Here is a 22552-nt window from a genome sequence, read left to right as displayed (position 1 = left end):
TGAATAACGATGCTAGGAGATGTTCCTTGATTTGGGAACCTACGGCGTGTCGCCGGACTGGCGGCCGGGGCAGCGGGATACTCGCTGGATGGTCACCCCCACGATCCAGAGGCGCCGCCTCGGCAACGCCCTCAAGCGGGCCCGAGAGGCGGCAGGCAAGAACCAGGAAGAGGCCGCGGAGGTCATCGACGCGGCATCGAGCAAGATCAGCCGGATGGAGCTGGGCCAGTCCGGTATCCGGCTCACCGACCTGAAGCTGCTGCTCGACTTCTACGGCGTGCCGGCAGAGGAGGCCGAACCGCTGCGGGATCTCGCCCGCGCCGGTAGGCAGCGCGGCCGGTGGAGCGGGTACCGGAACGTGGTGCCGGACTGGTTCCGGCAGTACCTCGATCTGGAAGCGGACGCGGCAGAGATCCGCTGGTACCAGTCCGAGGTCATCCCCGGCATCCTCCAGACCGAGCCCTACATCCGGGCGATCATCGAAGGGGAGGACGTGGAGCGGCAGGTCGAAGTGCGCCTCGAACGACAAAAGGTCATCGATCGCCCGGACGGGCCTGAGCTGAACTTCATCCTCAGCGAGTCCGCACTCCGGCGCGACCTCGGCGACCGGGAGGCCATGCAGGATCAGCTATCCCAACTTGCTACCCTCGCCAACCGCCCGAACGTCACGATCCAGGTCTTTCCGCTGGATGCCGCAACGTATGTGACATCCTCGTACAACTTCATCACCCTCCGGTTCGGGGAGGAAGTCGCGTCGGACGTCGTCTACCTGGAGACGTTCACGGACGCGGATTACCTCGACAGCCCCGAGGCGATCCGGGCCTACAATCGGCTGTGGGGTCGTCTCCAGGCTGCGGCTCTGGGGCCGGCGGAGTCCCGCAGGTTGATCCTGCGCATCGCAGACGAGATGAAGTAGAGGCTGACATGTCGAACCCGGACCTCACCGGCGCGGTGTGGCGGAAGTCCACCCGAAGCGACTCCAACGGCGGCGCGTGTGTCGAGGTGGCTGATCTCCGCGACGGGGTGGCCGTCCGGGACAGCAAGGACAAGACCGGCCCCACGCTGGCCTTCGACACCCACGGCTGGCGTACCTTCGTCGACTCCCTCAAGCACAACTGACGCTCCCCCTCGTACCCACAGCGGCAGCGACCTGCCCCGGCCCCCGCCTTGGGGCCGGGGCACGCTGCTTTCCCGCGTGGCCGAAGCTCGATGACGGGCTGGCGGCGGAAGCTCTACGGGAGCGCCGAGCTTCAGCAGCGCCTGGGCGTGTCGCGCGTCCGCATCGTCCAACTCACCAGCCGACCCGACTTCCCCGAGCCCTTCGACCGGTTGGCCGGCGGATCCGTCTGGCTGGTGACCGACGTGGAAGCCTGGATCACCGAACACCAGCCGCAGAAGGCCCAAGGCGCGGACGAACCCCCACCACCGGAGATCTGAGCGCCCCGGCCTGCTGATCCGCCTGTGTTGGGGCGAAGTAGCGGTGTCCGGGCGCGGTCGATACCGCTACTTCGGCCCCACTGAGTCGATCAACACGGGCTTGCCGGTCGGCCGGTGCGTGGGCGGTCGATCAGTGCCCGTTGACGGGACGCGGAAGCCAGCCACACCGCGCCCCTGATGCAGGAACAGGCCGGTTTTCGTCGGAATCCTGCGAAACGTCAGCCGTGATCGCGGCCTGACCTGCGGTAGCGTGCAGATGTGCTTATCAAGTTCGAGGCCAGTAACTACCGGTCGATCGCCGAGGGTGTCGAGCTGTCGATGGTGGCGGTGGACCGCGACCGCGAGGCGGCCCGGGACGCACCACACCTCGGCGAGAGCCTGCTGACCCGAGCCGCGATCTACGGGCCGAACGCGTCCGGCAAGTCGAACGTCGTCGGCGCGCTCGCCTGGCTGCGCGACGCGGTCGAAAACTCACTCCGGCTGTGGGAAGACGAGATTCCGCTGGAGCCTTTCGCCTTCGGCTCGGGGCCGACCGGCTCCAGCGAGTTCGTCATAGAAACCACAGTAGGCGGTGTGCGCTTTGAATACGTCGTCGAGCTCGACGCCCGCCACATCATGTACGAGGGACTCTTCCACTATCCCGAGAGGAAGCAACGCCGGATCTTTGAGCGGGAGGGTTCCGAGCTGAAGCTCCAGCGCGGCCTGGGCGCACTCTCCGGGACTCGCGAGTTGCTGACGGATCGGACGCTAGCCCTGTCCGCCGCGCGACGTTTCGACGAGCCGCTGGTCACGAATTTCGCCAGAGAGATCCTGCGCATTCAGGTGCTCGGCCAACTGCCGCGCCCGCGCCGGGCGGCAGCGTTCTTCCAGCGGTTGAGGCGATACTCCGACACGCCTGACACGGCCCGCTGGTTTGATGGACCGGACAACGACCAGCCGTTACTGGTTCCCTTCGTCAGCGAAGGAGAAGTCGCCCCCGGCGACGAGGGGAAAGACTGGTCGACCCTGAGCAGTCGGCAACAGGCACTGGCGCTGCTCCGCCTCGCCGACCTGGGCATCGAAGATGTGGTCGTCGACATGCAGGAGGTTGTCTCTGCCGGCGGCGGGATGATGACCCAACGCCGTCTACGTCTCCTGCACAGATCCGGAAACGACTCCGCGCCGCTCGACTTCGCTGCCGAATCGGAAGGAACGAGGACGTGGTTCGGTCTGATCGGTCCGGTGCTGACCACATTACAGGCAGGGTCGATAGTCATCTTCGACGAGTTGGACGCGAGCCTGCATCCGACGCTCTCCGCCGAGCTGCTGCGGGTCTTCCAGAGCCCGGTGACCAACCCCCACGGCGCTCAACTCATCTTCACCTCGCATGACACCAGCCTGCTCAACCACCTGAACCGGGACGAGGTCTGGCTTACAGAGAAGCAGGCCGACGGCTCCACCCGGCTCGGCGCGCTCGCCGAGTTCGCCGGCGAGCGGGTGCGGAAGTCGCAGAACCTCGAAAGCGCCTACCTGCACGGCCGGTTCGGCGCGCTCCCCCAGGTTGACCAGACCGAGTTCCTGCGGGCGCTCGGCCTGATCGGCTGACAAGACGATGAGCCAACGCCGCCGGGAAACGAAACCCCTCAAGCGCACCGTCGCTCGACGCCCGGAGTTGCGCACGGTCGTCGTGTTCTGCGAGGGCAGGAACTCCGAGCCCGACTACGTCAACGGGCTGAAGAAGCTGCCCGAAATCGCGGACAACACCGCCCTCAACCTCGAAATCCACCCCGACCAGGGCGTCCCGCTCACGCTCGTGCAGATGGCGGCCGACCGCCTGGCCGACCCGGAGGTGGATGAATGCTGATGCCGCTCCGAAAGCAGGCCGCCCGCCGGGCCGAGCAACTCGAAAAGCGTCACGACAACAACGGCACCACGTTTCCCGACGACAACCCGTCCTCCGGCACCTGCTACGGGCACTCGGCGCAACGTAGCCGGCGGCCCGCTGGGCCGGCTTTGCTGGGCCGAAGTAGCGGTGTCCGGGCGCGGTCGATACCGCTACTTCGACCCCACTGAGTCGATCACCGTGGGGCGGGCGGTGAACCCGGTACGGCCGGCGAGTGGTTACCCGCCGCATTGTGCGCATACGTACGTCTGGCTGCCGCCGCGTCCCACCCCGTAGTCTGAGCGACCGCGACCACAGTGGACGCCGGTGGATCCGAGGAGTTCGACGCATGGTGACAGACGCCCACGACGGGCCGGTTCCGGAAGCGGCCGGAGGTGGGCAGCGGGTCCTCGATCTGCTGGACAAGGCGATCACGCTCCAGAGCCCACTGGTGCGCAAGAACATCGCTCGGGCCCGCCAACGCAACCCCGAGGCGACCCCCGCCGAGGTGATCCGCAACCTTGAGCGGATGTACGTCAGCGCCCTGACCGGGACGGGTGCCGCAGTGGGCGGAGCCGCAGCCGCGCCCGGCGTCGGCACGGGAGTGGCGCTGGCGCTGTCGGGCGGCGAGTTCCTCTCGTCCCTCCAGTTGAGCGCCCTCTTCGCGCTCTCCATCGCCGAGGTGTACGGCGTCCCCATCGACGAGGTCGAGCGCCGCCGGACGATCGTCATGGGCATCATGCTCGGCGGCTCCGGCTCGGCCACCATCACCAAGATCGCCGAACGCACGGGACAACACTGGGGACGGGTGATCGTCGGGCACGTCTCCGGCGAGACGTTGCGCCAGATCAACAAGGTGCTGGGAAGGCACTTCATCACCAAGTACGGCACCAGGCAGGGAATCATCGTCCTCGGTCGAGTGGCGCCGTTCGGTATCGGCGCAGCAATCGGTGGTGGTGCCAACGCCGCGCTCGCGGCTCTGGCCGTGCGGGCCGCCCGTCGCGCCTTCGGCCCACCCCCCACGTCATGGCCTGGCTGACTGACGCCCGACACCGCACCCCTGTAGCCCAACCGAAGACGGCCGAGCCTGTGTCCAGCCCCATCGAGCTACTGCCGCCCTCGTGACAGACGAAGCGACATGGTGGGCAACTACGCTAAGAACTACAGTCGTCACCGAAAGCACTACGCGGGCGTCTACCTCAAGGAGGTCGCGATGAAGCTGACCAAGCTCTACAAGGACCCTGACTCGGGCGGTAACGGCTGTCCGACGGTCTACCTCGCGGACAGTGGCGAGTTGGTCGTTCAGGGGCACCTGCTCGACGGCGACACCTTCGGCGAGTTGGAGAACGTCCTTCCCGGTGAGGGTGCGGTGCGGATCTCCGCCGATGTGGTGCTCGGCGCGATCGAGCGTTACCGCCAGTCCGGGTAGTGGTGATCCGGGGTTGACCCGGTCGTTCACATCGCTGGGATGACGCCGAGTTCGATCAGTTGTTCCGCGACTTCCGTTACCCGGCCTATCGGCTGGAGACACTTCAGCGATAGCGGGCCGCGCACGCCCTCCAGGGTGTGCGCGACCCGCTTCGGCTGTGGCCGAACTTCGATGCCCGGCCCTACTTGTAGACGATGTTCGAGGACGTGTACTTGCAGTACGTACCATCGGGGCCGCTGCCGGTCTTGACGGGCTCGGCACCGGAGCTGTTGCCCGTGTAGCGGTCGCAGATGGAGATCTTCTTGCTGCTGTCGCCGTAGATGGTGATGCCGGAGAACGTCGCGGTGTCGCCGTAGTTGGTGTTGATGCCGGCCAGCACCTTGCCGGGGGCGGTCACGGTGACGTTCTGGATGACGACGGTCCGCTTGTACTGGGTCGAGCAGTTGCCGCACGACCGGTACAGCTTGCCGAAGTTGCTGACGTCGAAGTTCTTGATGGTCAGCTTGCCGCCGCCGTTGTGCTGGAACACCTTGTCGGACGCGGACCGGGCACCGCCGCCGTCGACGGTGTAGTTCGCCGACGAGCCGCCCTTGAAGGTGGCGGCGTCCTCGCCGACGTCCTCCCACCACACGTTGATCAGCGTGCAGGTGCCCTTGCAGTGGATGCCGTCGGCGGCCGGCGAACCGATGATCACGTTCTTGATCGTCGCGCCGTCGGCCAGCTCGAAGATCGGCTTCTGGCTCTCGCTCTGGCCGCCGTCGCCCATCGCGCCGCCGGCCTTGTAGCGGACCAGGCCGAAGTCCTTGGTGCCGCTGACCGACTGGGTGCTGGTGACGGTGGTGGTGCTCTTGGCGGTGGGCCAGGTGGCGGCCTGGGCACCGGTCTGGGTGACGACCAGGCCGGCGGCGACCAGTCCTACGGTGGCGAGCGGCAGCAGGGCGACCTGCCACCGTCGGCGGCGTGGCGTCGCGCCGTTCTCACGTGTGCTCACGTGTCCTCCGAATGGGTCAAGGGACGGGTGGTGGTGGCGGACGGGTCCGCGTCGCAGGGCGCTCACTGACGTGCCGTACACCGCACGGGAAAGCGCTTGCCTGCGAGTTGTCACATTACGATAAACGTCGATTTCTTGGAAGGGTCTCCGCTCTCGGAAGCCGAGATTCTGGTGCGCAGAGATCGCCACAGCGGCCCGTCGGGGACCGACCTGACTCTATGGGGTCGATGTAGCGGTATCGGGGCGTGCTTGATACCGCTACATCGCCCCAGCTGAGTCGATCAAGCCGGGCGGGCCGACATGGCCCGCGCGAGTATGGGTCAGCGCAGCGAGGCGCGGGCCGAGAAGGCGATGCTGGCGAGCAGGAAACCGCCGTTGACCACGGTGAACGCCGCGATCACCCAGAACACCAGCGCGGGCGCGACCATCAGCACCAGCCCGGCCACGAAGATCACCGCGCCGTAGTCGCGGACCAGCTTGACCAGCCGTACCGGGAGCGAGGTCGAGGTGACCATGCTGGCCGCGTTCGGGCCGGACTGCATCACCGAGGTCACCAGGTTGACCATCCAGGTGCCGGCGAAGGTCGCGATCAGCCAGGTCGGGGTGCTCGGGCGCTGCGCCACGGCGGTGGCCGACAACGCGGCTACCAGGGCGATCTGGGCGGCCACGTCGCAGAGCACGTCGACCCGGGCACCCGCCGCGCTGCCCTGCCCGGTCACCCGGGCGAGCTGCCCGTCGGCGCAGTCCAGGGCGTACGCCACCTGCCAGCCGACCAGCGCGACCAGCCCGACCAGCCAGGCCGGGACGGTACCGGCGGCGACCCGATCGGCGAGCGCCACCACGGTCACCGAGGCGGCCAGGCCGAGCACCAGGTTGGTGATGGTCAGCGCGGTCGGGCGCAGCCCGAGTCGCTGGGCGACCAGGGCGAAGACCGCACCGAGCCACTGGCTGACCGACTCGCTGAACAGGCCGCCGCCCCGGTTCACCCGGTGGAAGTCGGCAACGGTGGGACGGGGTTCAGCCACTGTGGTCGCGGAGTGCACCGGCGTAGTCTGCCAGCCGCTCCCGCGTCTCGGTAACCGACATGGCCAGGTGCTCCAGGATGGTGTACCGGTCGGGCCGGGTCGCCGGGGCGAACTGCACCGCCTCGACGAACTGGTCGTCGGTCAGGCCCACGTCGGCGGGGAGCCGGGGCAGCCGGTGCCGGCCCAGGCAGGCGGACATCTCGGCGAAGCGCCGCTGGTCGCCCCGCAGGAAGGTGCAGAACAGCGCGCCGAGCCCGGCCAACTCGCCGTGGGACGAGGTGCCCGGGAATAGGGCGTCGATGGCGTGCATGATCTCGTGGCAGCCGCCGCTGGCCGGTCGGCTGCTGCCGCAGACCGCCATCGCCAGGCCGCTGGAGATCAGCGCCTCGGCCAGCACCGTGACGAACGCGTCGTCGGTCATGTCGCCGGTGTGCGCGAGCACCGCCTCCGCGCCCATCCGGGCCAGCGACGCGGCCAGGCCGTCGACCGGTTCGCCGCGTACCTGGCGGGCCAGTTCCCAGTCGGCCAGGGCGCTGATGTTGCTGACCACGTCGCCGATGCCGGCCCGGTTGTGCTGGTCGGGGCCGGCCGCCACGAAGTCGAGGTCGACGATCACCGCGATCGGGATGTGCACCCCGTAGGAGCCCTTGATCCCGCCGGTGATCAGGCTGGCCACCGGGGAGGCGATGCCGTCGTTGGCGAGGCTCGTCGCCATGGTCACCATCGGCAGGCCGCGCCGGGTGGCGGCGTACTTCGCCACGTCGATGGTCTTGCCGCCACCGATGCCGACCACCGCGTCGTACGAGCGTTCGCGGAGCTTGCCGCCCAGCTCGTCGGCGGCGTCGAGGGTGCCGCCGGCCACCGTGAACACGTCCGCCGAGCGCAACGACGGCCGGATCAGCTCGGCGATCTGCCCGCCCTGACCGGGGCCGACCACCACCGCCACGTCACCGCCGGAGGAGATCCGCCCGTCGGCGAGGATCGTGGCGAGGTCGGCCACCGCCCCGCGCCGCACGTCGATGTGCAGCGGGGTCAGGATGGTACGGGCTAGTAGTGGCACGCGATCTCCCGCGCGCGGGCCAGGTCGGCGTGGTTGTCGACCTCGACCCAGGAGACGTCACCGATCGGCGCCGCCCGCACCTCGCCGCCCCGGTCGGCGAACTCCTGGTAGCCGTCCTCGTAGTAGAGGTTCGGGTCGCGCTGCCAGGTCGCCTCCAGGGCGTCGGCGAGCGCGTCGGCCACCTGCGGCTCGATCAGCGTCGCGCCGATGTACTCCCCGTACGCCTCGCCCGGGTCCATCAGCTTGGTGATCCGGGTGAGCTGGCCGGCGGCGTCGAAGGTGGTCTTCATCTCCTCGTCGGCCAGTGCCTTGAGGGTGTCGACCGCCAGCAGGATGCCCGGCCCGCGCTCGGCCAGCAGGGTCTTCTCCACGCTCACCGGGTGCACGGTGTCGCCGTTGACCAGCAGCACGCCCCGGGCGAAGTGCTCCCGGGCCAGCCACAGCGAGTACGCGTTGTTCCACTCCTCGGCCTTGTCGTTGTGCACCAGGGTGAGCGTGACGCCGTACTTCTCTTCCAGGGCCGCCTGCCGCTGCACGACCGCGTCGGCGGCGTAGCCGACCACGATCACGATCTCGGTGAGCCCCACCTCGGCCAGGTTGCGCAGCGCGATGTCCAGGATGGTGGTCTCACCGTCCACCGGCACCAACGCCTTGGGCAGGGTGTCGGTGTACGGGCGCAGTCGGCGCCCCGCACCGGCCGCGAGCACCATCCCGATCATGCGGGGCCTCCCTCGTACGACTCCAGGTCACCGTGGAGGATAGCCCCGCGTGACGGTGGGGCTGCCGTCAACCGGTGGTTCAGCCGGGCAGGGCGGCCAGGTCGGCGAGCACGCCCAGCCGCTCCTCGGCGGTCAGCGCCGCGTACGGCCCGGCCGCCCGACGGTCCGTCTCCAGCTCGATGGCCCGCCGCTCCGGCCCGTCCGGCAGCTCCCCGACGCTGGCCGCGGTGTGCCCGGCGGCGGTCCACGCGGCGGCGTGCGCGTCCGTCCGGTGGTAACGCAGCGTGCCGAGCCGGTTGAGCAGCACCACCCCCGACGGGGTGCCGTCCGGCTCGTACGGCGGGGCCATCACGGCGAACGCCGGCCCCGGCTCGGCATCCGGCTCCTCGGCCAGCACCAGCGCGTACGCCAGCACCCGGCCGCACGCCTCGACCAGCCGCAACACCCGGTCGTCGTGCCCGGCCCACAGCTCCTCGGTCACCTCGGCGTGCACCTGGTACAGCTCGGTGAGGAAGTCGACGCCCCGCTCGGTGGCGGTGAGACCACCGTCCGACCGGCGGGCGATCATCCCGTGCGCGACCTGCTTGTCCAGCGCCCGCTGGCAGATCGCCGGGTCGCGGTAGCGGTTGACCGCCGCGAAACCCGGCCGGTCGACGACGCCGCCCGGCGCGGCGAGCCGGGTGCGGAACTCCACCAGGAAGCCGGTGGCGGCCGGCCCGCCGTACCGCTGGCTCAGCTCGGCCCCGCCACCGTCGCGGCCGGCGAGCATCCCGGCCACGAACGCCCGCTCGACCGCCGGGGCGACCAGCCCGGCGAACCGGTGCGGTGCCAGCTCGACGCCATCGTCCACGATCAACGCGCCGGCGCAGCGGAGGGGCTCGGTGGGCACGCTTCGACAGTAGCGAGCGCCGCCCGCCCGCGCCGATGTCCGGTCCTGTCCCGACCTGCACCGGAGTCGACCGTTTCCGCGCACGCCGGCCGGGTTGTCCCCGCCCGAGCCGACCGCACAGCAGACCTGCGACGGGCCTCGCGGCAGACCCGCGACGGATCTCGCGACGGGCTCGGCGGCGGGCCGCCCGGTACGCGACCGGCCCGGCTCGCGACGAGCTGCACGCCGTCGCCCCCGCCCCGGACAACCCGACTCGTGACGGCCGCGGCGGGCCTCGCGAGGGCGCTGATCCGGATGTCGGTGCTGGTGCCGGGGCGGTGTCGGCCGCCCGCATGTTGAACTTGGCGTGTATGCCGGCCGGAGCGACCTGGGCAGGCCCTAGGCTCGTGCGCATGACCGCCGAGCAGCTGATCTCGTTCGCCCGTGGCGCGCCTTCGCTGGACATCGTGGATGTCGAGGGGCTCAAGGCCGCCGCCGTCCGCGCCTTCGACGCCGACCCCGCCGGGGTCACCGCGTACGGCACCTCCGTCGGGTACCCGCCCCTGCGGAAGTGGATCGCCGAGAAGCACGGCGTCGAGGCGGATCAGGTGCTGGTCACCAACGGCTCGCTCCAGGCCGACGCGTTCCTCTTCGACCACCTGGTCCGGCGCGGTGACGCCGTGGTGGTGGAGCGCCCCACGTACGACCGGACCCTGCTCAACCTCCAGCGGATGGGCGGCGAGATCCACGGCGTCGGCATCGAGCCGGACGGCCTGGACACCGCCGAGCTGCGCAAGCTGCTGGAATCCGGGGTACGGCCCCGGCTGGCCCACGTGATCCCGAACTACCAGAACCCGGCCGGGGTGACCCTCTCCCTGGCGAAGCGGCGGGAGCTGCTCGACCTCGCCGCCGAGTACGGCTTCACCCTCTTCGAGGACGACCCGTACGCCGACATCCGGTTCCGGGGCGAGCCGCTGCCGTCGATGCTGTCGATGGACACCCGGGGCGTGGTGGTGCACGCCTCCAGCTTCACCAAGACCGTCTGCCCCGGGGTCCGGGTCGGCTACCTGGTCGGGCCGGCGAGCCTGATCGCGGACATCGCCAAGACGGCGACCAGCCTCTACATCTCGCCGGGCATGGTCTCCCAGGCGATCGTGCACCAGTTCTGCGTCTCCGGTGACATCCAGCGCTCCATCGCCACGGTCTCCTCGGCGCTGGGTGAGCGGGCCGGGGTGCTGGCCGAGTCGCTGCGCCGGCACCTGCCCGAGGTCACCTTCGTCGAGCCGGACGGTGGTTACTTCCTCTGGGTGGAGTTCCCGGACGACGTGGACGTCGACCGGTTGGCCCCCGCCGCGGCCGAGCGGGGCGTCGCCGTGGTCAAGGGCAGCGACTTCATGGTCGACGGCGGGCGGCACGCGCTGCGGCTGGCCTTCTCCGCGGTGACCGCGGACCGGATCGACGAGGGTGTCCGCCGGCTGGCGGACGCGGTGGCGGCCGTACGCGGCTGAAAATCTGTCGGGTTTCTGACAAAAGTGCGACGCGGGCCGGTCGAGGGCTCCCCTCGACCGGCCCGCCGACCCACAATGCTGCGAGCGTCACTCACGTTCGGCCGGTGGCCCGCCCAGGGCACACTGCCGCCGGACGACCGGCGACGCCGCAGCTTTACCCCCGCCCCCAACGGCGCCGGGTGGGTCGGGTCGCCCCCTCACCCCCCTGAACGCGGCCCGACCCGCCCGGCGTCACCTTCCCCGTGACCAGGATCACCACTACCGGTCCCGCACTGCCCGCCCCGGCCCGGGGCCCGCCGATCGTCCGAGGGTCGCCGGCCCGGTCGCGGCGTAGCCTGCAAGCCGCAGCAACTCACCCGGGAGGGGGAACGCCATGACGGACCGGGCGGAGCGGGAGCGGTCGACGACACTCCACGGCGGTCGGGTGCTGAACCCCCGCGCCTGGGCGGCCCCGGTCCGGGCGATGTCCCGCATCCTCAACGCCGACGGCTCCCCCCGTACGCCCGCGCCCGCCGGCCCCGGCCGCAGCGGGGTGGTGGACTGCGGCCTCTACGTCGACGGTGAACGCCGGCCCGGCCAGTGGCACTACGCCGAGGCGCTGGAGGCGGCCCGCGACGAGCGCGACGCGTTCGTCTGGCTCGGGCTGCACGAACCGGAGCTGGCCGAGATGACCGCCATCGCCGACACGTACGGGCTGCACGAGCTGGCCGTCGAGGACGCGGTGAAGGCCCAGCAGCGGCCCAAGCTGGAGCGCTTCGGCGAGGTCAGCTTCCTGGTGCTGCGTACCGCCCGGTACTGCGAGCACACCGAGCTGACCGAGACCTCCGAGGTGGTCGAGACCGGCCAGGTGATGCTCTTCATCGGCCCGAACTTCCTGATCAGCGTCCGACACGGGGACGCCTGCCGGCTGGCCCCGGTCCGCGCCGACCTGGAGGCCAAGCGGGACCTGCTGCGGCACGGCCCGTGGGCGGTGGCGTACGCGGTCACCGACCGGGTGGTGGACCTCTACCTGGAGGTGGCCGACCGGCTCGAGGACGACCTCGACGTGCTGGAGGCGGACGTCTTCGACCGGCAGAGCAGCGGCCGGATCCAGCGGATCTACCAGATGAAGCGCGAGCTGGTGGAGTTCAAGCGGGCGGTGATCCCGCTGCAACGGCCGCTGATGACGCTGACCGCGCAGGTGCACCGGGAGGTGCCGCAGGAGGTACGGCGCTACTTCCGCGACGTGCAGGACCACCTCAGCCGCACCGTCGAGCAGGTCAACTCCTACGACGACCTGCTCAACTCGATCCTCCAGGCCCGGCTGGCACAGGTCACCGTCGACCAGAACAACGACATGCGCAAGATCGCCGCCTGGGCCGCCATCGCGGCGGTCTGGACCGCGTTCGCCGGGGTCTACGGGATGAACTTCGAGAACATGCCCGAGCTGAAATGGACGTACGGCTATCCGGGCGTGCTCGCGCTGATGCTCGCCATCTCGCTGGCGCTGTACCGCTGGTTCCGCCGCAACGGCTGGCTCTGACCGCCCGGAACGCCGGCCGGCGTCCGCCCCCGGCGGACCCGCGCCGGTGGTGGGGCGGTCAGTCGGCCGGCGTGGACGCCGGAGTCGCGGCCGCGAGCAGCTCGGAGACGGTGACGAACTCGAAGCCCCGCCGTCGCAGGCCGGTGATCATCCCGGCCAACCCCCGGATCGCGACCAGCCGGTCCGCCGGCCCGGTGTCGTGGGCGAGCAGGATCGTGCCCGGGTCACACGAGTCGACGACGTAGTCGACCAGGCCGTCCGGGTCCTGGGTGAACCGGGATTCGAGCATCTGCCGGTTCCAGAGGACCACCTGGTAGCCGAGGTCGTTGGCGGCGAGCAGGGTGCTGCCGGCGAGGTGCCCGTAGGGCGGACGGAGCAGGGTGGGTTCCCGGTCGCAGAGCCGGGTCAGCTCGTTGTGCGCCCGGCCGATCGCGGAGCAGGCCTGCTCGTAGGTCATCTTCGCCAGGTCCTGATGGGCCCAGGTGTGGTTGCCGATCTCGTGCGGGGCCAGCCGGCCGGCCACCAGGTGGCCGTACTCGCGGGCGCGGCGACCGACCATGAAGAAGGTGGCCGGGGTGTCGGTCTCGGCGAGGATCGACAACACGCGTGGGGTCCAGTTCGGCGCCGGACCGTCGTCGAAGGTGAGCGCGATCAACCGATGGGTGGTGTCCACGCTCCACACCACGTCGACCCGGGAGGACCTCGGCGGGGTGCGCCTGTCGGCGTGCACGGTGGCCGCGTACCCGCCGTAGACGGGCAGCTTGCTGCCGGCGGTGGCCTCGGCGTACCCGAACTCGCCGGTCAGTACCACCCCGGCGCCGGCCACCGCCGCGGCGGCCCCGGAGAGGATCCGCCGCCGGGAGACGGCCCGGTCCCGCCCGACCGGCGGATCGCGGACCGGCTCCCGGGCCGGCAGCTCCGGATCGCGGACCGGCTCCCGGGCCGGCAGCTCCGGATCGGTGCTCGGCGTCGACATACTCAGCACTGTAGGAGCCGGACGCCCGCCGTACGGTCCGGTGACCGCCGGATTGGGACACGGCCGATCCGCCCGTTCCCGCAGATCCGCCCGTCCGGCCGCCCCCACCGGCCCCGCCGAAGCGCGCGGAACCGGGCCTGGACGCGCCGACGGCGCGGGACGACGAGTGGGTCGTCTCCGCGCCGCCGGTCAGGGTGTGGTGGGGGTCAGCGTCGCGTGCTGGACTGCGCCGCGGCCTTGCCGGTGGCGACCGCCTTGCCGAGGTCGTCGGCCGGTCGGCCGGAGACGTCGGTGGCTCCCTCGGCGACCGAGGGAACCTTGTCGTTCGGGTGGATCACCGGCTTGCTGCCCGAGGTGTCGGCGGCGACGGCGGAACTGCCGATGCCGGTGGGCGGCGTGGCCGAACCGGTCGCCGTGGACCCGGTGGGCGACGTGGCCGAACCGGTCGCCGTGGACCCGTTGGCCGACGGGGTCTCCACGACCAGGATGTCCACCTCGTCGCGGACGCCCTCGACGTCGGGGGTGGCCCGGACACCCGGGACGGCCTGGTCGACGGGGGCGGTCCCGATGCCACTGGTCGGGTCGTACTCGGCCCATTCCTGCTGCTCGCGGCGGCGACGCACGGCCATCGCGCCGGCCACCCCGGCCACCGTGCCGGCGACCAGCAGACCGGCCAGCAGGCCGCCCGACCTCCGCTTCTGCTTCTTCCTGGCCTTGAGGCTCTTCGCCCTGACCCGCTTGCTCACCGCGGCCTGCTTGGCGGCGGCGGCCTTCTTGCCGGCCACCGCCTTGCCGGTGGCCTCGGCCTGGGCGTTGCGCACCGCCAGGGCCACCGGGGCGAGGGCCGCGACCGTCGACGCGAGGCCGCTGGAAGCCCGGTCCCGCACGACGACCGCGGTCGGCGCGACGGCCCCCCGGGCCGCCTGGACCCGTGGGCCGACCGTCGCGCCCGCACCCTTCGCCGCGTGCGTGGCAGCCTGCCTCAGGTGACCGATGCCCTGGTGCAGCTCCACCTTCGCGAGCTGCCCCTGGGTCTTGCGCCGCCCGATTCCAAACACGGTCCCACCTCCTGGGAGTTGTTCCTTCGTCATCCTCCACCAACGGATGCCTCCGCACTGCCAGATCGGGCACATGGGAGGATCCGCATGGAACTGACCAACGAGTGAGGAGTACCCGTGGCCGAGGCTGTCTACGCCACCTTGCACACCAACGCTGGCCCGATCCGGCTGGAGCTCTTCGGCAATCACGCTCCGAAGACGGTTCGTAACTTCGTCGATCTGGCCGAGGGCAACAAGGAATACACCGATCCCCGCACCGGCCAGCCGGGCAACGGGCCGTACTACGACGGCACCATCTCGCACCGGGTGATCAGCGGTTTCATGGTCCAGATGGGCGACCCGACCGGCACCGGCCGGGGCGGTCCGGGCTACACGTTCGCCGACGAGTTCCACCCGGAGCTGCGCTTCGACCGGCCGTACCTGCTGGCGATGGCGAACGCCGGGCCGGGCACCAACGGTTCGCAGTTCTTCATCACCGTCGGCCCGACCCCGCACCTGAACAACCGGCACACCATCTTCGGCGTAGTGGCCGACGAGCAGTCGGCGAAGGTGGTGGACTCGATCGCGAACACCCCGACCGGGCCGAGCGACCGGCCGCTGCAGGACGTGGTGATCGAGCGGGTCGAGATCGAGCGCACCGGAGCCTGATCGCGCCGGCGAGGTACCTTTGCACGCATGACTGAACGCTCCGGGCCGGCCGGCGACGCCACCGGCGGGTCGGTGCCGACCACCCCGGTCTGCTACCGCCACTCCGACCGGGAGACGTACCTCAGGTGCTCCCGCTGCGACCGGCCGATCTGCCCGGAGTGCATGCGGGACGCCCCGGTCGGCCACCAGTGCCCAGAGTGCGTGAACGAGGGACGCCGCAGCGTACGGCCGGCGCGTACCGCCTTCGGTGGCGGTGCCGCCGGCCGTCGCGGCCTGGTCACCCGCACCCTGATCGCCCTGAACGTGCTGGTGATGATCGTCTCGGTGCTCAGTGACCGGGGCGGCGACTCGTTGATCGGCGGGTCCGGCTTCGGGGGCCTGCTCGGTGGTGGCACCCCGCTGACCCAGTGGGGTTCGGTGCTCAGCTACGCCTCGTACGTGCCGTTCGGCGAGGCGCACGGCGTCGCCTCCGGTGAGTGGTACCGGCTGGTCACCGCGATGTTCCTGCACTACGGCGTGGTGCACCTGCTGCTCAACATGTGGGCGCTCTGGGTGCTGGGCCGGGAGTTGGAGGCCCTGCTCGGGCCGCTGCGCTTCCTCACCCTCTATCTGGTGGCCGGGCTCGGCGGCAACGTGGCGGCGTACCTGTTCAGCAGCCCCAACAGCGCCTCGGCCGGTGCCTCGACCGCGATCTTCGGGCTGTTCGCGGCGGTCTTCGTGCTGATGCGCCGGCTCGGCCGGGACACCTCGGCGATCCTGCCGATCCTGGTGATCAACCTGATCTTCACCTTCACCGTGCCGGGCATCTCCATCCCGGGCCACGTCGGCGGGCTGGTCGTCGGGGCGCTGATGGCGCTCGTGCTGGCGTACGCCCCCCGGATGCGGCGTTCGGTGTTCCAGGCGGCCGGCACGGCGGTCATCCTGGTGGCGCTGCTCGGCCTGGTGATCGTCCGCACCGCGATGCTGCTCGGCTGACCCGGCCCGTTCCGCCGCCTGGCCGGTGTGCCGGGGCGGGAGCGTGCCGGCTCGTCGGCGTCGGTGTGACGACGGTCGCGCGGGTCAGGGGCGGGCGGTCCGGATCAGCTCGGCCACCTCGGTCGGTGACGCGCCCAGGTCGGCCCGGCCGAGCAGGTGCAGGGTCTCGCCGGCGTCGATCTCCAGCGTCTCGCCGGTCAGCCCGAACCGGGTCCGCCGGTCCACGGTGATCGCCTCCACCGCGTCCCACGGCAGGTGCCGCCGCCCGGCGTACCCCTGGACGACGGTGATCCCCTCGGCATCGACCGCGAGGCGGACCGGGACGAGCAGGTCGCGTGCCGCCCAGCCGGCCAGGGCCACGGCGGCGGCCACGGCCAGCGTCAGTGGGACCGGATCCCCGGCGGCGAGCAGCAGCCCGAGGGCGGCCAGCCCGATCGCACCGGCCAGCTTCGCCGCCGGAAGCGCCGACTGGACCCGCCACTGGCGGGCCGGGGAGGATGGTGGGTGCACCGCTCCAGCATGCCAGCCGGGACCGGCCGGGGACATGGTGCGGACGGGCCGCCGGTGGGGGACGTAGTATCGACGCAGCCGAAGTTACCGGGGAGTAGTCATGAGTGACGCAGTCATCGTCGGTGCGGTACGTACCCCGGTCGGGCGGCGGAAGGGCGGTCTGGCCGGCGTCCACCCGGTCGACCTCTCGGCGCACGTGCTGCGCGCCCTCGCCGAACGGACCGGCATCGACCCCACCCAGGTCGACGACGTGGTCTGGGGCTGTGTGTCCCAGGTCGGCGAGCAGTCCTGGAACATCGCCCGCAACGGCGTGCTCGCCGCCGGCTGGCCCGAGTCGGTGCCCGGCACCACCCTCGACCGGCAGTGCGGCTCCAGCCAGCAGGCCCTGCACTTCGCCGCCGCGACGGTGCTCTCCGGCCAGGCCGACCTGGTGGTGGCCGGTGGCGTCGAGTCGATGACCCGGGTGCCGATGGGGGCCAGCGTCGGCGACGGGATGCCGTTCAGCGCGCAGCTCCGCGAGCGCTACCGGGGCGTCGAGGGGTTCGCCGACGACCAACCGCTCCCGTTCAACCAGGGGGTCGGGGCCGAGCTGATCGCCGCCCGCTGGCGCTTCTCCCGTGCCCAGCTCGACGAGTTCGCGCTGGCCAGCCACGAGAAGGCCGCCGCCGCGCAGGACGCCGGGGTGTTCGACCCGGAGCTGGCCCCGGTGCCGCTGGCCGACGGCGGCACCTTCACCGCCGACGAGGGCATCCGCCGGGACACCTCACTGTCGGCGCTCGGCGAGCTGAAGACCCCGTTCCGCGCCGACGGGGTGGTCACCGCCGGGTCCGCGTCGCAGATCTCCGACGGCGCCGCCGCGCTCGCCGTCACCACCGGTGAGTGGGCCAGCCGGCACGGCCTGCGTCCGCTGGCCCGGGTGCACACCGCGGTGGTCGCCGCCGACGACCCGGTCGCCATGCTCACCGCCCTCATCCCGGCCACCGCGAAGGCGCTGCGCCGCGCGGGGCTGGGCATCGAGGAGATCGGCGTGTACGAGGTGAACGAGGCGTTCGCCCCGGTGCCGCTGGCCTGGCTGGCCGAAACCGAGGCCGACCCGGAGCGGCTCAACCCGCGCGGCGGGGCGATCGCGCTGGGCCACCCGCTCGGCGCGTCCGGGGCCCGGATCATGACGACGATGCTCCAGCACATGCGGGACAACGACATCCGCTACGGCCTACAGACCATGTGCGAGGGCGGCGGCATGGCCAACGCCACCATCCTCGAACTGCTCTGACCCCGCCCCGCCCGGACGCACGGTAAAAGGTGGGCGTCGGAGGGTGGGGGTGGCCTACCCTGCGCTGCGTGACCATCACCTCCGTACCCGCCGGTTGGGCCGACCCGCAGTGGCGGTCCGGTGCCCTCGACTGGGTGACCGACCACCTCGACCGGCACGGCCGCCGGGTCACCGGCCCGGTCGAGGCCCGGGTGCGCCCCTGGTCGCTGGTCTGGCAGGTGCCCACCGACGCCGGGCCGTACTGGTTCAAGGCGAACAACCCCGGCACGGCGTACGAGGCGGTGCTCCTGGCCGGGTTGGCCCGACGTGCCCCCGACCGGGTGCTCGACCCGGTTGCCGTGGACACCGGGCGGGGCTGGTCACTGCTGCCCGACGGTGGACCGTCCCTACGCGACAGCTCCGAACCCGATCCCGCCCGTTGGGCCGACGTGCTGGCGGCGTACGCCGAACTCCAGCGGGCGGTGGCACCGGCGGTGGACGAACTCGTCGCGCTCGGCGTGCCCGACCACCGGCCGGCGGCCATGCCGGGCCTCCTCGCCGGCCTGCTCGACGACCGGGCGGCGCTGCTCCTCGACGCCGAGGGCGGCCTGGACGCGGCGACCCACGACCGGTTGCGGGCGCATCTGCCGCGCTTCGCCGAGGACTGCCGGCGGCTCGCCGACAGCGGCGTCCCGGCCAGTGTGCAGCACGACGACCTGCACGACGGGAACGTGTTCGCCGCCGCCGACGGATACCGCTTCTTCGACTGGGGGGACGCCTCCGTCGCGCACCCGTTCGGCACCCTGCTGGTGACCCTGCGGTCGGTGGCGCACACCTTCTCGCTGGCCGAGGGCGACCCGGTGCTGCGCCGGCTGCGCGACGCCTACCTGGAGCCCTGGACCGACCGCCACGACCGGGCCACCCTGCGGGAGACCGCCGGCCTGGCGGTGCGGGTGGCCACGGTGAGCCGGGCGCTGTCCTGGCGGCGTGCCCTGGACACCACCGACCCGAGCCGCACGGAGTACGCCGACGCGGTGCCCGGCTGGCTCGGCGAACTGTTCGCACCGATGCCCGTCTGACCGGGCGCCACGCCCACCGGTCCGGCGGTACGGGAAGGACGCACCGGCGGTGCGACACGCGGGAGTGGAACTTTCAAAAGTTGACAGTGACCCATATCACCGCCGGTCAAAGGTCGTTGGCCGGGTATGGACGTCTTCTCGCGCACCTTCCTCCCGGCCGCCGCCGAGACCGGGCTGGCGGTCCAGACGGTGAGCCGACACATGCCGGTCTTCCGACAGTGCGTCGGGTCGGGTGACGCCACCGTCCTGGTCGCCCGGTGCGCCCGCCCCGACCGACCGGTCGGCGGCGAGTACCTCCTCCTGCTCACCCACCGCCGGCTGGTGGTCACCCGGCAGACCCGGGTGCTGCACCGGCTGCGCCTGCACCTGAACACCGAGCTGCGCGAGCTGAGCAACGTCACCTGGAGCCCCGACCCCCGGGCGCGGGCGGTGGAGTTGGCGGCCACCGCGATCGACGGGGTGCGCGAGCGGTTCGTCATCCGTACCCAGCACCCGAAGCAGGTGTGGCAGCTCGACACGCTGCTGCACCACGCGTTCCGGACCCGGCTGCGCAAGCCCGAGGAGCGGGTCGTCGCCACCATCGGCGACGCCCCGGCCGCCGCACCGGCTCCGCTGCTGCGCCCGCTGCCGGCCCGCTGATCGCATCCTTACCTGACCCGAACACCGCCGTACGTCCCAGCCGCCCCCGGGTCGGTCATCATGGGCCGGTGACCGTCGACGCCACCGCAGCACAACGCGGGCTGGTCCTCGTGGTGGAGGACGAGCCGGCCATCGCCGAACTGGTCCGGCTCTATCTGAGCCGGGACGGGTTCGGCGTACACCTGGAACGGGACGGCACCGTCGGGTTGGCCGCCGCCCGGCGGCTGCGCCCGGTGGCCTGCGTGCTCGACATCACCCTGCCGGGCCTGGCCGGCACCGAGATCTGCCGGCGGCTGCGCGAGGCCGGCGACTGGACGCCGGTCATCTTCCTCACCGCCCGCGACGACGAGGTCGACCGGATCGTCGGCCTGGAGCTGGGCGCGGACGACTACGTCACCAAGCCGTTCAGCCCCCGCGAACTGGTGGCCCGGGTCCGGGCGGTGCTGCGTCGTACCGCCGGTGTCCCGGACGGGGCGGACCGGCCCCGCACGGTCGGCCCGGTCACCCTCGACCCGGCCCGCCGCACGGTGGTTGCGGCCGGTGCTCCCGTCCAGCTCACCTCCACCGAGTTCGACCTGCTCGCCCACCTGATGGCCCGCCCCGGCCGGGTCTTCACCCGGGAGGAGCTGCTGGCCGGGGTCTGGGGGTACGCGGCGCACGCCGGCACCCGCACCGTCGACGTGCACGTCGCCCAGGTCCGGGCCAAGCTCGGCCCCGCCAGCGTGATCCGGACCCACCGAGGCGTCGGATACGCCGCCAATGGCTGAGCCCCCCGACCCCCGGTCCCCGTCCACCCCACCACCGGCTGCCCCGCCACCGTCCACCCCGCCGTCGGCCGGACGGGAGCCGGGCGGTGGGTCGGGGCGTCCGCACGAGCCGACCGTGGCGCTGCCGGTGATCGGTCGCCGCGCGACGTCGGTCGCCGCGCCAGCGCGCCGCCGGTTCACCCACACGCTGACCGCCCGCGCGGTCCTGGTCACCTGCGCGGTGGCGCTGGTGTCGGTGCTGGTCACCGCGCTGGTCGCGGTCCCCCTGGCGGCACGCGGGGTGGAACGCCGCGACCAGGAGGCGCTGGCCGCACAGGCCCGCCTCGCCGCCGACGTGCTCCGGCTCCGCCCCAGCCGGCAGCGCGACGCGGCCGGCGACCGGCTGATCCGCCAGCTCCGCGAGCAGCAGATCGAGGTGTACGTCGTCCAGGGCGGAATGGCCGACCACCCCGGCCTGCCCCGACAGGTGGTGAACCGGATCTCCGCCGGCCGGGACGTCTCCGGCCGACGGCTGGTCAACGGCGAACGGACCCTGGTCGAGGGGCGGGCGCTACCCGGCGGGGAGGGGGTGGTGCTGACCCAGGGCACCCCGCAGGGACCATGGCGGCAGGTGCTGCGCGCCCTCTGGCTGCCGCTGCTGGCCGGGCTCACCGCCGGGGTGGTGGCCGGGCTGCTGCTCGCCCGCCGGCTGGCCCGTCCGATCCGGCACGCCGCCACCGCCGCCGCCCGGCTGCGCGCCGGTGACCGGGCGGTCCGGGTACCCGTCGAACCCCCCGACGAGGTCGCCGACCTGGCGCACGCGTTGAACGGGTTGGCCGCCGCGCTGTCCACCAGCGAGGGCCGGCAGCGGGAGTTCCTGCTCTCCGTCTCGCACGAACTGCGTACCCCGTTGACCGCGATCCGGGGCTGGGCGGAGGCGCTCGCCGACGGGGTGATCGGCGCGGACGAGGCCCCCGCCACCGGCCGGACCATGCTCACCGAGGCCGAGCACCTGGACCGGCTGGTCTCCGACCTGCTGGCGCTGGCCCGCCTGGAGGCAGCGGACTTCCCGCTGGAACCGGTGCCGGTGGACCTCACCCGGCTGGCCGCCGACGCCGAGCGGACCTGGTCGGACCGGTGCGCGGCGGTCGGGGTGTCGTTCCGGCTGGAGACCCCGGGCACGGCGGTGCCCGCGTACACCGATCCGGGGCGGATTCGGCAGGTGGTGGACGGGCTGCTGGAGAACGCGCTGCGGGTCGTACCACCGGGGGCGCCGGTGGTGCTCGCGGTCCGGCCGGCCGGTGCCGGCCCGGCCGCCGGTGGGCTGGTCGAGGTCCGCGACGGCGGACCCGGCTTCACCGACGACGACCTGGCGGTGGCCTTCGAGCGGGGGGCGCTGCACCAGCGGTACCGGGGGGTACGCAAGGTGGGCAGCGGGTTGGGGCTGGCGCTGGCCGCCGGGCTGGTCCGCCGGCTCGGCGGGGAGATCGTCGCCGGGCACGCCGCCGAGGGTGGCGCGGCGTTCACCGTCCGGCTGCCCGCCGATCCTTACCTGACCCGAACGTCGGCCTGACGCCGCGCCCATCCCACTCCCCGACGCTGGTGACACCACCGACGAGAGGGAGAGTCATGGCACATCGGAGAATCGCCGTCACCGCCACGTCGCTGCTCGCGGCGCTCACGCTCGGCGTCGCCGGTTGCGGGTCGGCCCAGGTGGCGCAGGACGACACGAAGGCCGCCGCGGTCGAGGTGGCCGCCGCGCTGGGCGTCGAGGGGCAGGCCCTGGCCGCGCTGGGCCTCGACCCCGCCGAGCTGGACCTGATCGCCGCGCCGTCGACGGCGGAGTCGGGCACGCCCGGGGCGTCCCCCTCGGCCGAGGCCAAGGGCAAGCGTGGCGAGCGGGCGCAGGAGTTGCGCAAGCGCCGGCAGGCCCGGGTGCTGCTGCGGAAGGACGGCCTGCACGGTGAGGCGGTGGTACGGACCAAGGACGGTGGCACGAAGACCGTCGTCGTGCAGCGCGGCGAGGTGACCGCGATCGACGCCGACTCGGTGACCGTGAAGTCCACCGACGGCTTCACCCTGACCTGGAAGCTGGGCGACCAGCTCCGGGTGGTCGAACGGCGGACCACCATCAAGGCCGACGACATCAAGGCAGGTACGAAGGTCGACGTGGCCGGGGCCAGGGACGGCGACGCCAGCGTGGCCCGGCTGATCGTGGTGCCGGTCAAGCAGCAGTGACCGGTCGGGGC

25 protein-coding genes are annotated in these 22552 nt (G+C 71.9%); 17 read left to right on the top strand and 8 right to left on the bottom strand.

The features are described 5' to 3' along the window. The first annotated feature begins 19 nt into the window (after positions 1-19). The 7 genes from ACIG87_RS14055 to ACIG87_RS14025 all read left to right on the top strand — a co-directional run bounded on the left by ACIG87_RS14055 (position 20) and on the right by ACIG87_RS14025 (position 4727). Positions 20-916 carry a helix-turn-helix domain-containing protein gene (locus ACIG87_RS14055; RefSeq protein ID WP_396850898.1) on the top strand — a complete coding sequence of 299 codons (897 nt, stop codon included), beginning with the start codon at positions 20-22 and terminating at the stop codon, positions 914-916. A gap of 8 nt (positions 917-924) precedes the next feature. Continuing rightward, positions 925-1119, top strand: a complete 195-nt coding sequence (locus tag ACIG87_RS14050; protein WP_396850897.1) for a DUF397 domain-containing protein — start codon at positions 925-927, stop codon at positions 1117-1119. A gap of 90 nt (positions 1120-1209) precedes the next feature. After that, on the top strand, positions 1210-1437 hold the full coding sequence (locus ACIG87_RS14045) for a helix-turn-helix transcriptional regulator (RefSeq protein WP_396850896.1): 228 nt from the start codon (positions 1210-1212) through the stop codon (positions 1435-1437). Positions 1438-1695: 258 nt separating this feature from the next. After that, complete coding sequence (locus ACIG87_RS14040) at positions 1696-3021, top strand: ATP/GTP-binding protein (RefSeq protein WP_396850895.1); 1326 nt, start codon at positions 1696-1698, stop codon at positions 3019-3021. A 7-nt stretch (positions 3022-3028) separates the two neighbouring features. After that, positions 3029-3280, top strand: coding sequence for a hypothetical protein (locus ACIG87_RS14035; RefSeq protein WP_396850894.1), 252 nt, complete (start codon positions 3029-3031; stop codon positions 3278-3280). Between the two features lie 367 nt (positions 3281-3647). Then, on the top strand, positions 3648-4337 hold the full coding sequence (locus tag ACIG87_RS14030) for a hypothetical protein (RefSeq protein ID WP_396850893.1): 690 nt from the start codon (positions 3648-3650) through the stop codon (positions 4335-4337). A gap of 174 nt (positions 4338-4511) precedes the next feature. Continuing rightward, positions 4512-4727: a hypothetical protein gene (locus ACIG87_RS14025; RefSeq protein WP_396850892.1), complete on the top strand. Its 216-nt coding sequence runs from the start codon at positions 4512-4514 to the stop codon at positions 4725-4727. A gap of 181 nt (positions 4728-4908) precedes the next feature. Here ACIG87_RS14025 and ACIG87_RS14020 read toward each other — a convergent pair whose 3' ends face one another. From ACIG87_RS14020 to ACIG87_RS14000, 5 genes are all read right to left on the bottom strand, one after another. After that, on the bottom strand, positions 4909-5718 hold the full coding sequence (locus ACIG87_RS14020; RefSeq protein ID WP_396850891.1) for a pectate lyase: 810 nt from the start codon (positions 5716-5718) through the stop codon (positions 4909-4911). Between the two features lie 320 nt (positions 5719-6038). Continuing rightward, the gene (locus ACIG87_RS14015; RefSeq protein ID WP_396850890.1) at positions 6039-6761 is read right to left on the bottom strand and encodes a CDP-alcohol phosphatidyltransferase family protein; all 723 of its coding nucleotides are present in this window, start codon (positions 6759-6761) and stop codon (positions 6039-6041) included. Next, positions 6736-7803, bottom strand: a complete 1068-nt coding sequence (locus ACIG87_RS14010; RefSeq protein ID WP_396850889.1) for an iron-containing alcohol dehydrogenase family protein — start codon at positions 7801-7803, stop codon at positions 6736-6738. The genes ACIG87_RS14015 and ACIG87_RS14010 overlap by 26 nt, the downstream gene beginning before the upstream one ends. Then, complete coding sequence (locus ACIG87_RS14005) at positions 7791-8522, bottom strand: sugar phosphate nucleotidyltransferase (protein WP_396850888.1); 732 nt, start codon at positions 8520-8522, stop codon at positions 7791-7793. The genes ACIG87_RS14010 and ACIG87_RS14005 overlap by 13 nt, the downstream gene beginning before the upstream one ends. A 79-nt stretch (positions 8523-8601) precedes the next feature. After that, positions 8602-9411 carry a hypothetical protein gene (locus tag ACIG87_RS14000; RefSeq protein WP_396850887.1) on the bottom strand — a complete coding sequence of 270 codons (810 nt, stop codon included), beginning with the start codon at positions 9409-9411 and terminating at the stop codon, positions 8602-8604. Positions 9412-9803: 392 nt separating this feature from the next. On the opposite strand from ACIG87_RS14000, the gene ACIG87_RS13995 reads away from it, so the two are divergent. Further along, on the top strand, positions 9804-10898 hold the full coding sequence (locus ACIG87_RS13995; RefSeq protein WP_396850886.1) for a PLP-dependent aminotransferase family protein: 1095 nt from the start codon (positions 9804-9806) through the stop codon (positions 10896-10898). Between the two features lie 373 nt (positions 10899-11271). Beyond that, positions 11272-12420 (top strand): magnesium/cobalt transporter CorA, encoded by a 1149-nt coding sequence (gene corA, locus ACIG87_RS13990; protein ID WP_396850885.1) that lies wholly within the window; start codon positions 11272-11274, stop codon positions 12418-12420. 58 nt (positions 12421-12478) lie between these two features. On the opposite strand, the gene ACIG87_RS13985 is transcribed toward corA, so the two are convergent. Continuing rightward, positions 12479-13396 carry a polysaccharide deacetylase family protein gene (locus tag ACIG87_RS13985; RefSeq protein ID WP_396850884.1) on the bottom strand — a complete coding sequence of 306 codons (918 nt, stop codon included), beginning with the start codon at positions 13394-13396 and terminating at the stop codon, positions 12479-12481. Positions 13397-13602: 206 nt separating this feature from the next. Further along, positions 13603-14487 carry a hypothetical protein gene (locus ACIG87_RS13980; RefSeq protein WP_396850883.1) on the bottom strand — a complete coding sequence of 295 codons (885 nt, stop codon included), beginning with the start codon at positions 14485-14487 and terminating at the stop codon, positions 13603-13605. 84 nt (positions 14488-14571) lie between these two features. Here ACIG87_RS13980 and ACIG87_RS13975 point away from each other — a divergent pair, with 84 nt between their 5' ends. After that, a complete protein-coding gene (locus ACIG87_RS13975; protein WP_396850882.1) occupies positions 14572-15102 on the top strand; it encodes a peptidylprolyl isomerase in 531 nt (176 codons plus the stop codon). A gap of 27 nt (positions 15103-15129) precedes the next feature. Further along, complete coding sequence (locus ACIG87_RS13970) at positions 15130-16077, top strand: rhomboid family intramembrane serine protease (protein ID WP_396850881.1); 948 nt, start codon at positions 15130-15132, stop codon at positions 16075-16077. Positions 16078-16161: 84 nt separating this feature from the next. Here the strand turns inward: ACIG87_RS13970 and ACIG87_RS13965 are convergent, their stop codons facing one another. Further along, positions 16162-16587 carry a PH domain-containing protein gene (locus ACIG87_RS13965; RefSeq protein WP_396850880.1) on the bottom strand — a complete coding sequence of 142 codons (426 nt, stop codon included), beginning with the start codon at positions 16585-16587 and terminating at the stop codon, positions 16162-16164. Between the two features lie 100 nt (positions 16588-16687). Between ACIG87_RS13965 and ACIG87_RS13960 the strand changes: the two genes are divergently transcribed. The 6 genes from ACIG87_RS13960 to ACIG87_RS13935 all read left to right on the top strand — a co-directional run bounded on the left by ACIG87_RS13960 (position 16688) and on the right by ACIG87_RS13935 (position 22541). Then, positions 16688-17860: a thiolase family protein gene (locus ACIG87_RS13960; RefSeq protein ID WP_396850879.1), complete on the top strand. Its 1173-nt coding sequence runs from the start codon at positions 16688-16690 to the stop codon at positions 17858-17860. A gap of 68 nt (positions 17861-17928) precedes the next feature. Next, the gene (locus ACIG87_RS13955) at positions 17929-18918 is read left to right on the top strand and encodes a phosphotransferase (RefSeq protein WP_396850878.1); all 990 of its coding nucleotides are present in this window, start codon (positions 17929-17931) and stop codon (positions 18916-18918) included. 126 nt (positions 18919-19044) lie between these two features. Then, positions 19045-19557, top strand: a complete 513-nt coding sequence (locus ACIG87_RS13950; protein ID WP_396850877.1) for a hypothetical protein — start codon at positions 19045-19047, stop codon at positions 19555-19557. A gap of 68 nt (positions 19558-19625) precedes the next feature. Then, positions 19626-20324: a response regulator transcription factor gene (locus ACIG87_RS13945; protein ID WP_396850876.1), complete on the top strand. Its 699-nt coding sequence runs from the start codon at positions 19626-19628 to the stop codon at positions 20322-20324. Further along, entirely contained in the window at positions 20317-21876 is a 1560-nt protein-coding gene (locus ACIG87_RS13940) for a histidine kinase dimerization/phospho-acceptor domain-containing protein (protein ID WP_396850875.1), read from the top strand. The genes ACIG87_RS13945 and ACIG87_RS13940 overlap by 8 nt, the downstream gene beginning before the upstream one ends. Before the next feature lie 56 nt (positions 21877-21932). Then, positions 21933-22541, top strand: coding sequence for a hypothetical protein (locus ACIG87_RS13935; protein WP_396850874.1), 609 nt, complete (start codon positions 21933-21935; stop codon positions 22539-22541). The last annotated feature ends 11 nt before the right edge of the window (positions 22542-22552 follow it).

The sequence above is a fragment of the Micromonospora sp. NPDC051925 genome (assembly GCF_044548625.1).
Lineage (GTDB): Bacteria > Actinomycetota > Actinomycetes > Mycobacteriales > Micromonosporaceae > Micromonospora.
The sequence above is the reverse complement of the archived record's forward strand: the minus strand, read 5'-3'. Positions and strand labels throughout refer to the sequence as shown.

Bases quoted from the DNA above. Each gene is read 5' to 3' on its own strand.
- ACIG87_RS13960 (WP_396850879.1), top strand. From the start codon at position 16,688: ATGAGTGACGCAGTCATCGTCGGTGCGGTACGTACCCCGGTCGGGCGG.
- ACIG87_RS14050 (WP_396850897.1), top strand. From the start codon at position 925: ATGTCGAACCCGGACCTCACCGGCGCGGTGTGGCGGAAGTCCACCCGA.
- ACIG87_RS14045 (WP_396850896.1), top strand. From the start codon at position 1,210: ATGACGGGCTGGCGGCGGAAGCTCTACGGGAGCGCCGAGCTTCAGCAG.
- ACIG87_RS14055 (WP_396850898.1), top strand. From the start codon at position 20: ATGTTCCTTGATTTGGGAACCTACGGCGTGTCGCCGGACTGGCGGCCG.
- ACIG87_RS13940 (WP_396850875.1), top strand. From the start codon at position 20,317: ATGGCTGAGCCCCCCGACCCCCGGTCCCCGTCCACCCCACCACCGGCT.
- ACIG87_RS13970 (WP_396850881.1), top strand. From the start codon at position 15,130: ATGACTGAACGCTCCGGGCCGGCCGGCGACGCCACCGGCGGGTCGGTG.
- ACIG87_RS13935 (WP_396850874.1), top strand. From the start codon at position 21,933: ATGGCACATCGGAGAATCGCCGTCACCGCCACGTCGCTGCTCGCGGCG.
- ACIG87_RS13950 (WP_396850877.1), top strand. From the start codon at position 19,045: ATGGACGTCTTCTCGCGCACCTTCCTCCCGGCCGCCGCCGAGACCGGG.
- corA (WP_396850885.1), top strand. From the start codon at position 11,272: ATGACGGACCGGGCGGAGCGGGAGCGGTCGACGACACTCCACGGCGGT.
- ACIG87_RS13995 (WP_396850886.1), top strand. From the start codon at position 9,804: ATGACCGCCGAGCAGCTGATCTCGTTCGCCCGTGGCGCGCCTTCGCTG.
- ACIG87_RS13985 (WP_396850884.1), bottom strand. From the start codon at position 13,396: ATGTCGACGCCGAGCACCGATCCGGAGCTGCCGGCCCGGGAGCCGGTC.
- ACIG87_RS14035 (WP_396850894.1), top strand. From the start codon at position 3,029: ATGAGCCAACGCCGCCGGGAAACGAAACCCCTCAAGCGCACCGTCGCT.
- ACIG87_RS14025 (WP_396850892.1), top strand. From the start codon at position 4,512: ATGAAGCTGACCAAGCTCTACAAGGACCCTGACTCGGGCGGTAACGGC.
- ACIG87_RS14030 (WP_396850893.1), top strand. From the start codon at position 3,648: ATGGTGACAGACGCCCACGACGGGCCGGTTCCGGAAGCGGCCGGAGGT.
- ACIG87_RS14005 (WP_396850888.1), bottom strand. From the start codon at position 8,522: ATGATCGGGATGGTGCTCGCGGCCGGTGCGGGGCGCCGACTGCGCCCG.
- ACIG87_RS13980 (WP_396850883.1), bottom strand. From the start codon at position 14,487: ATGACGAAGGAACAACTCCCAGGAGGTGGGACCGTGTTTGGAATCGGG.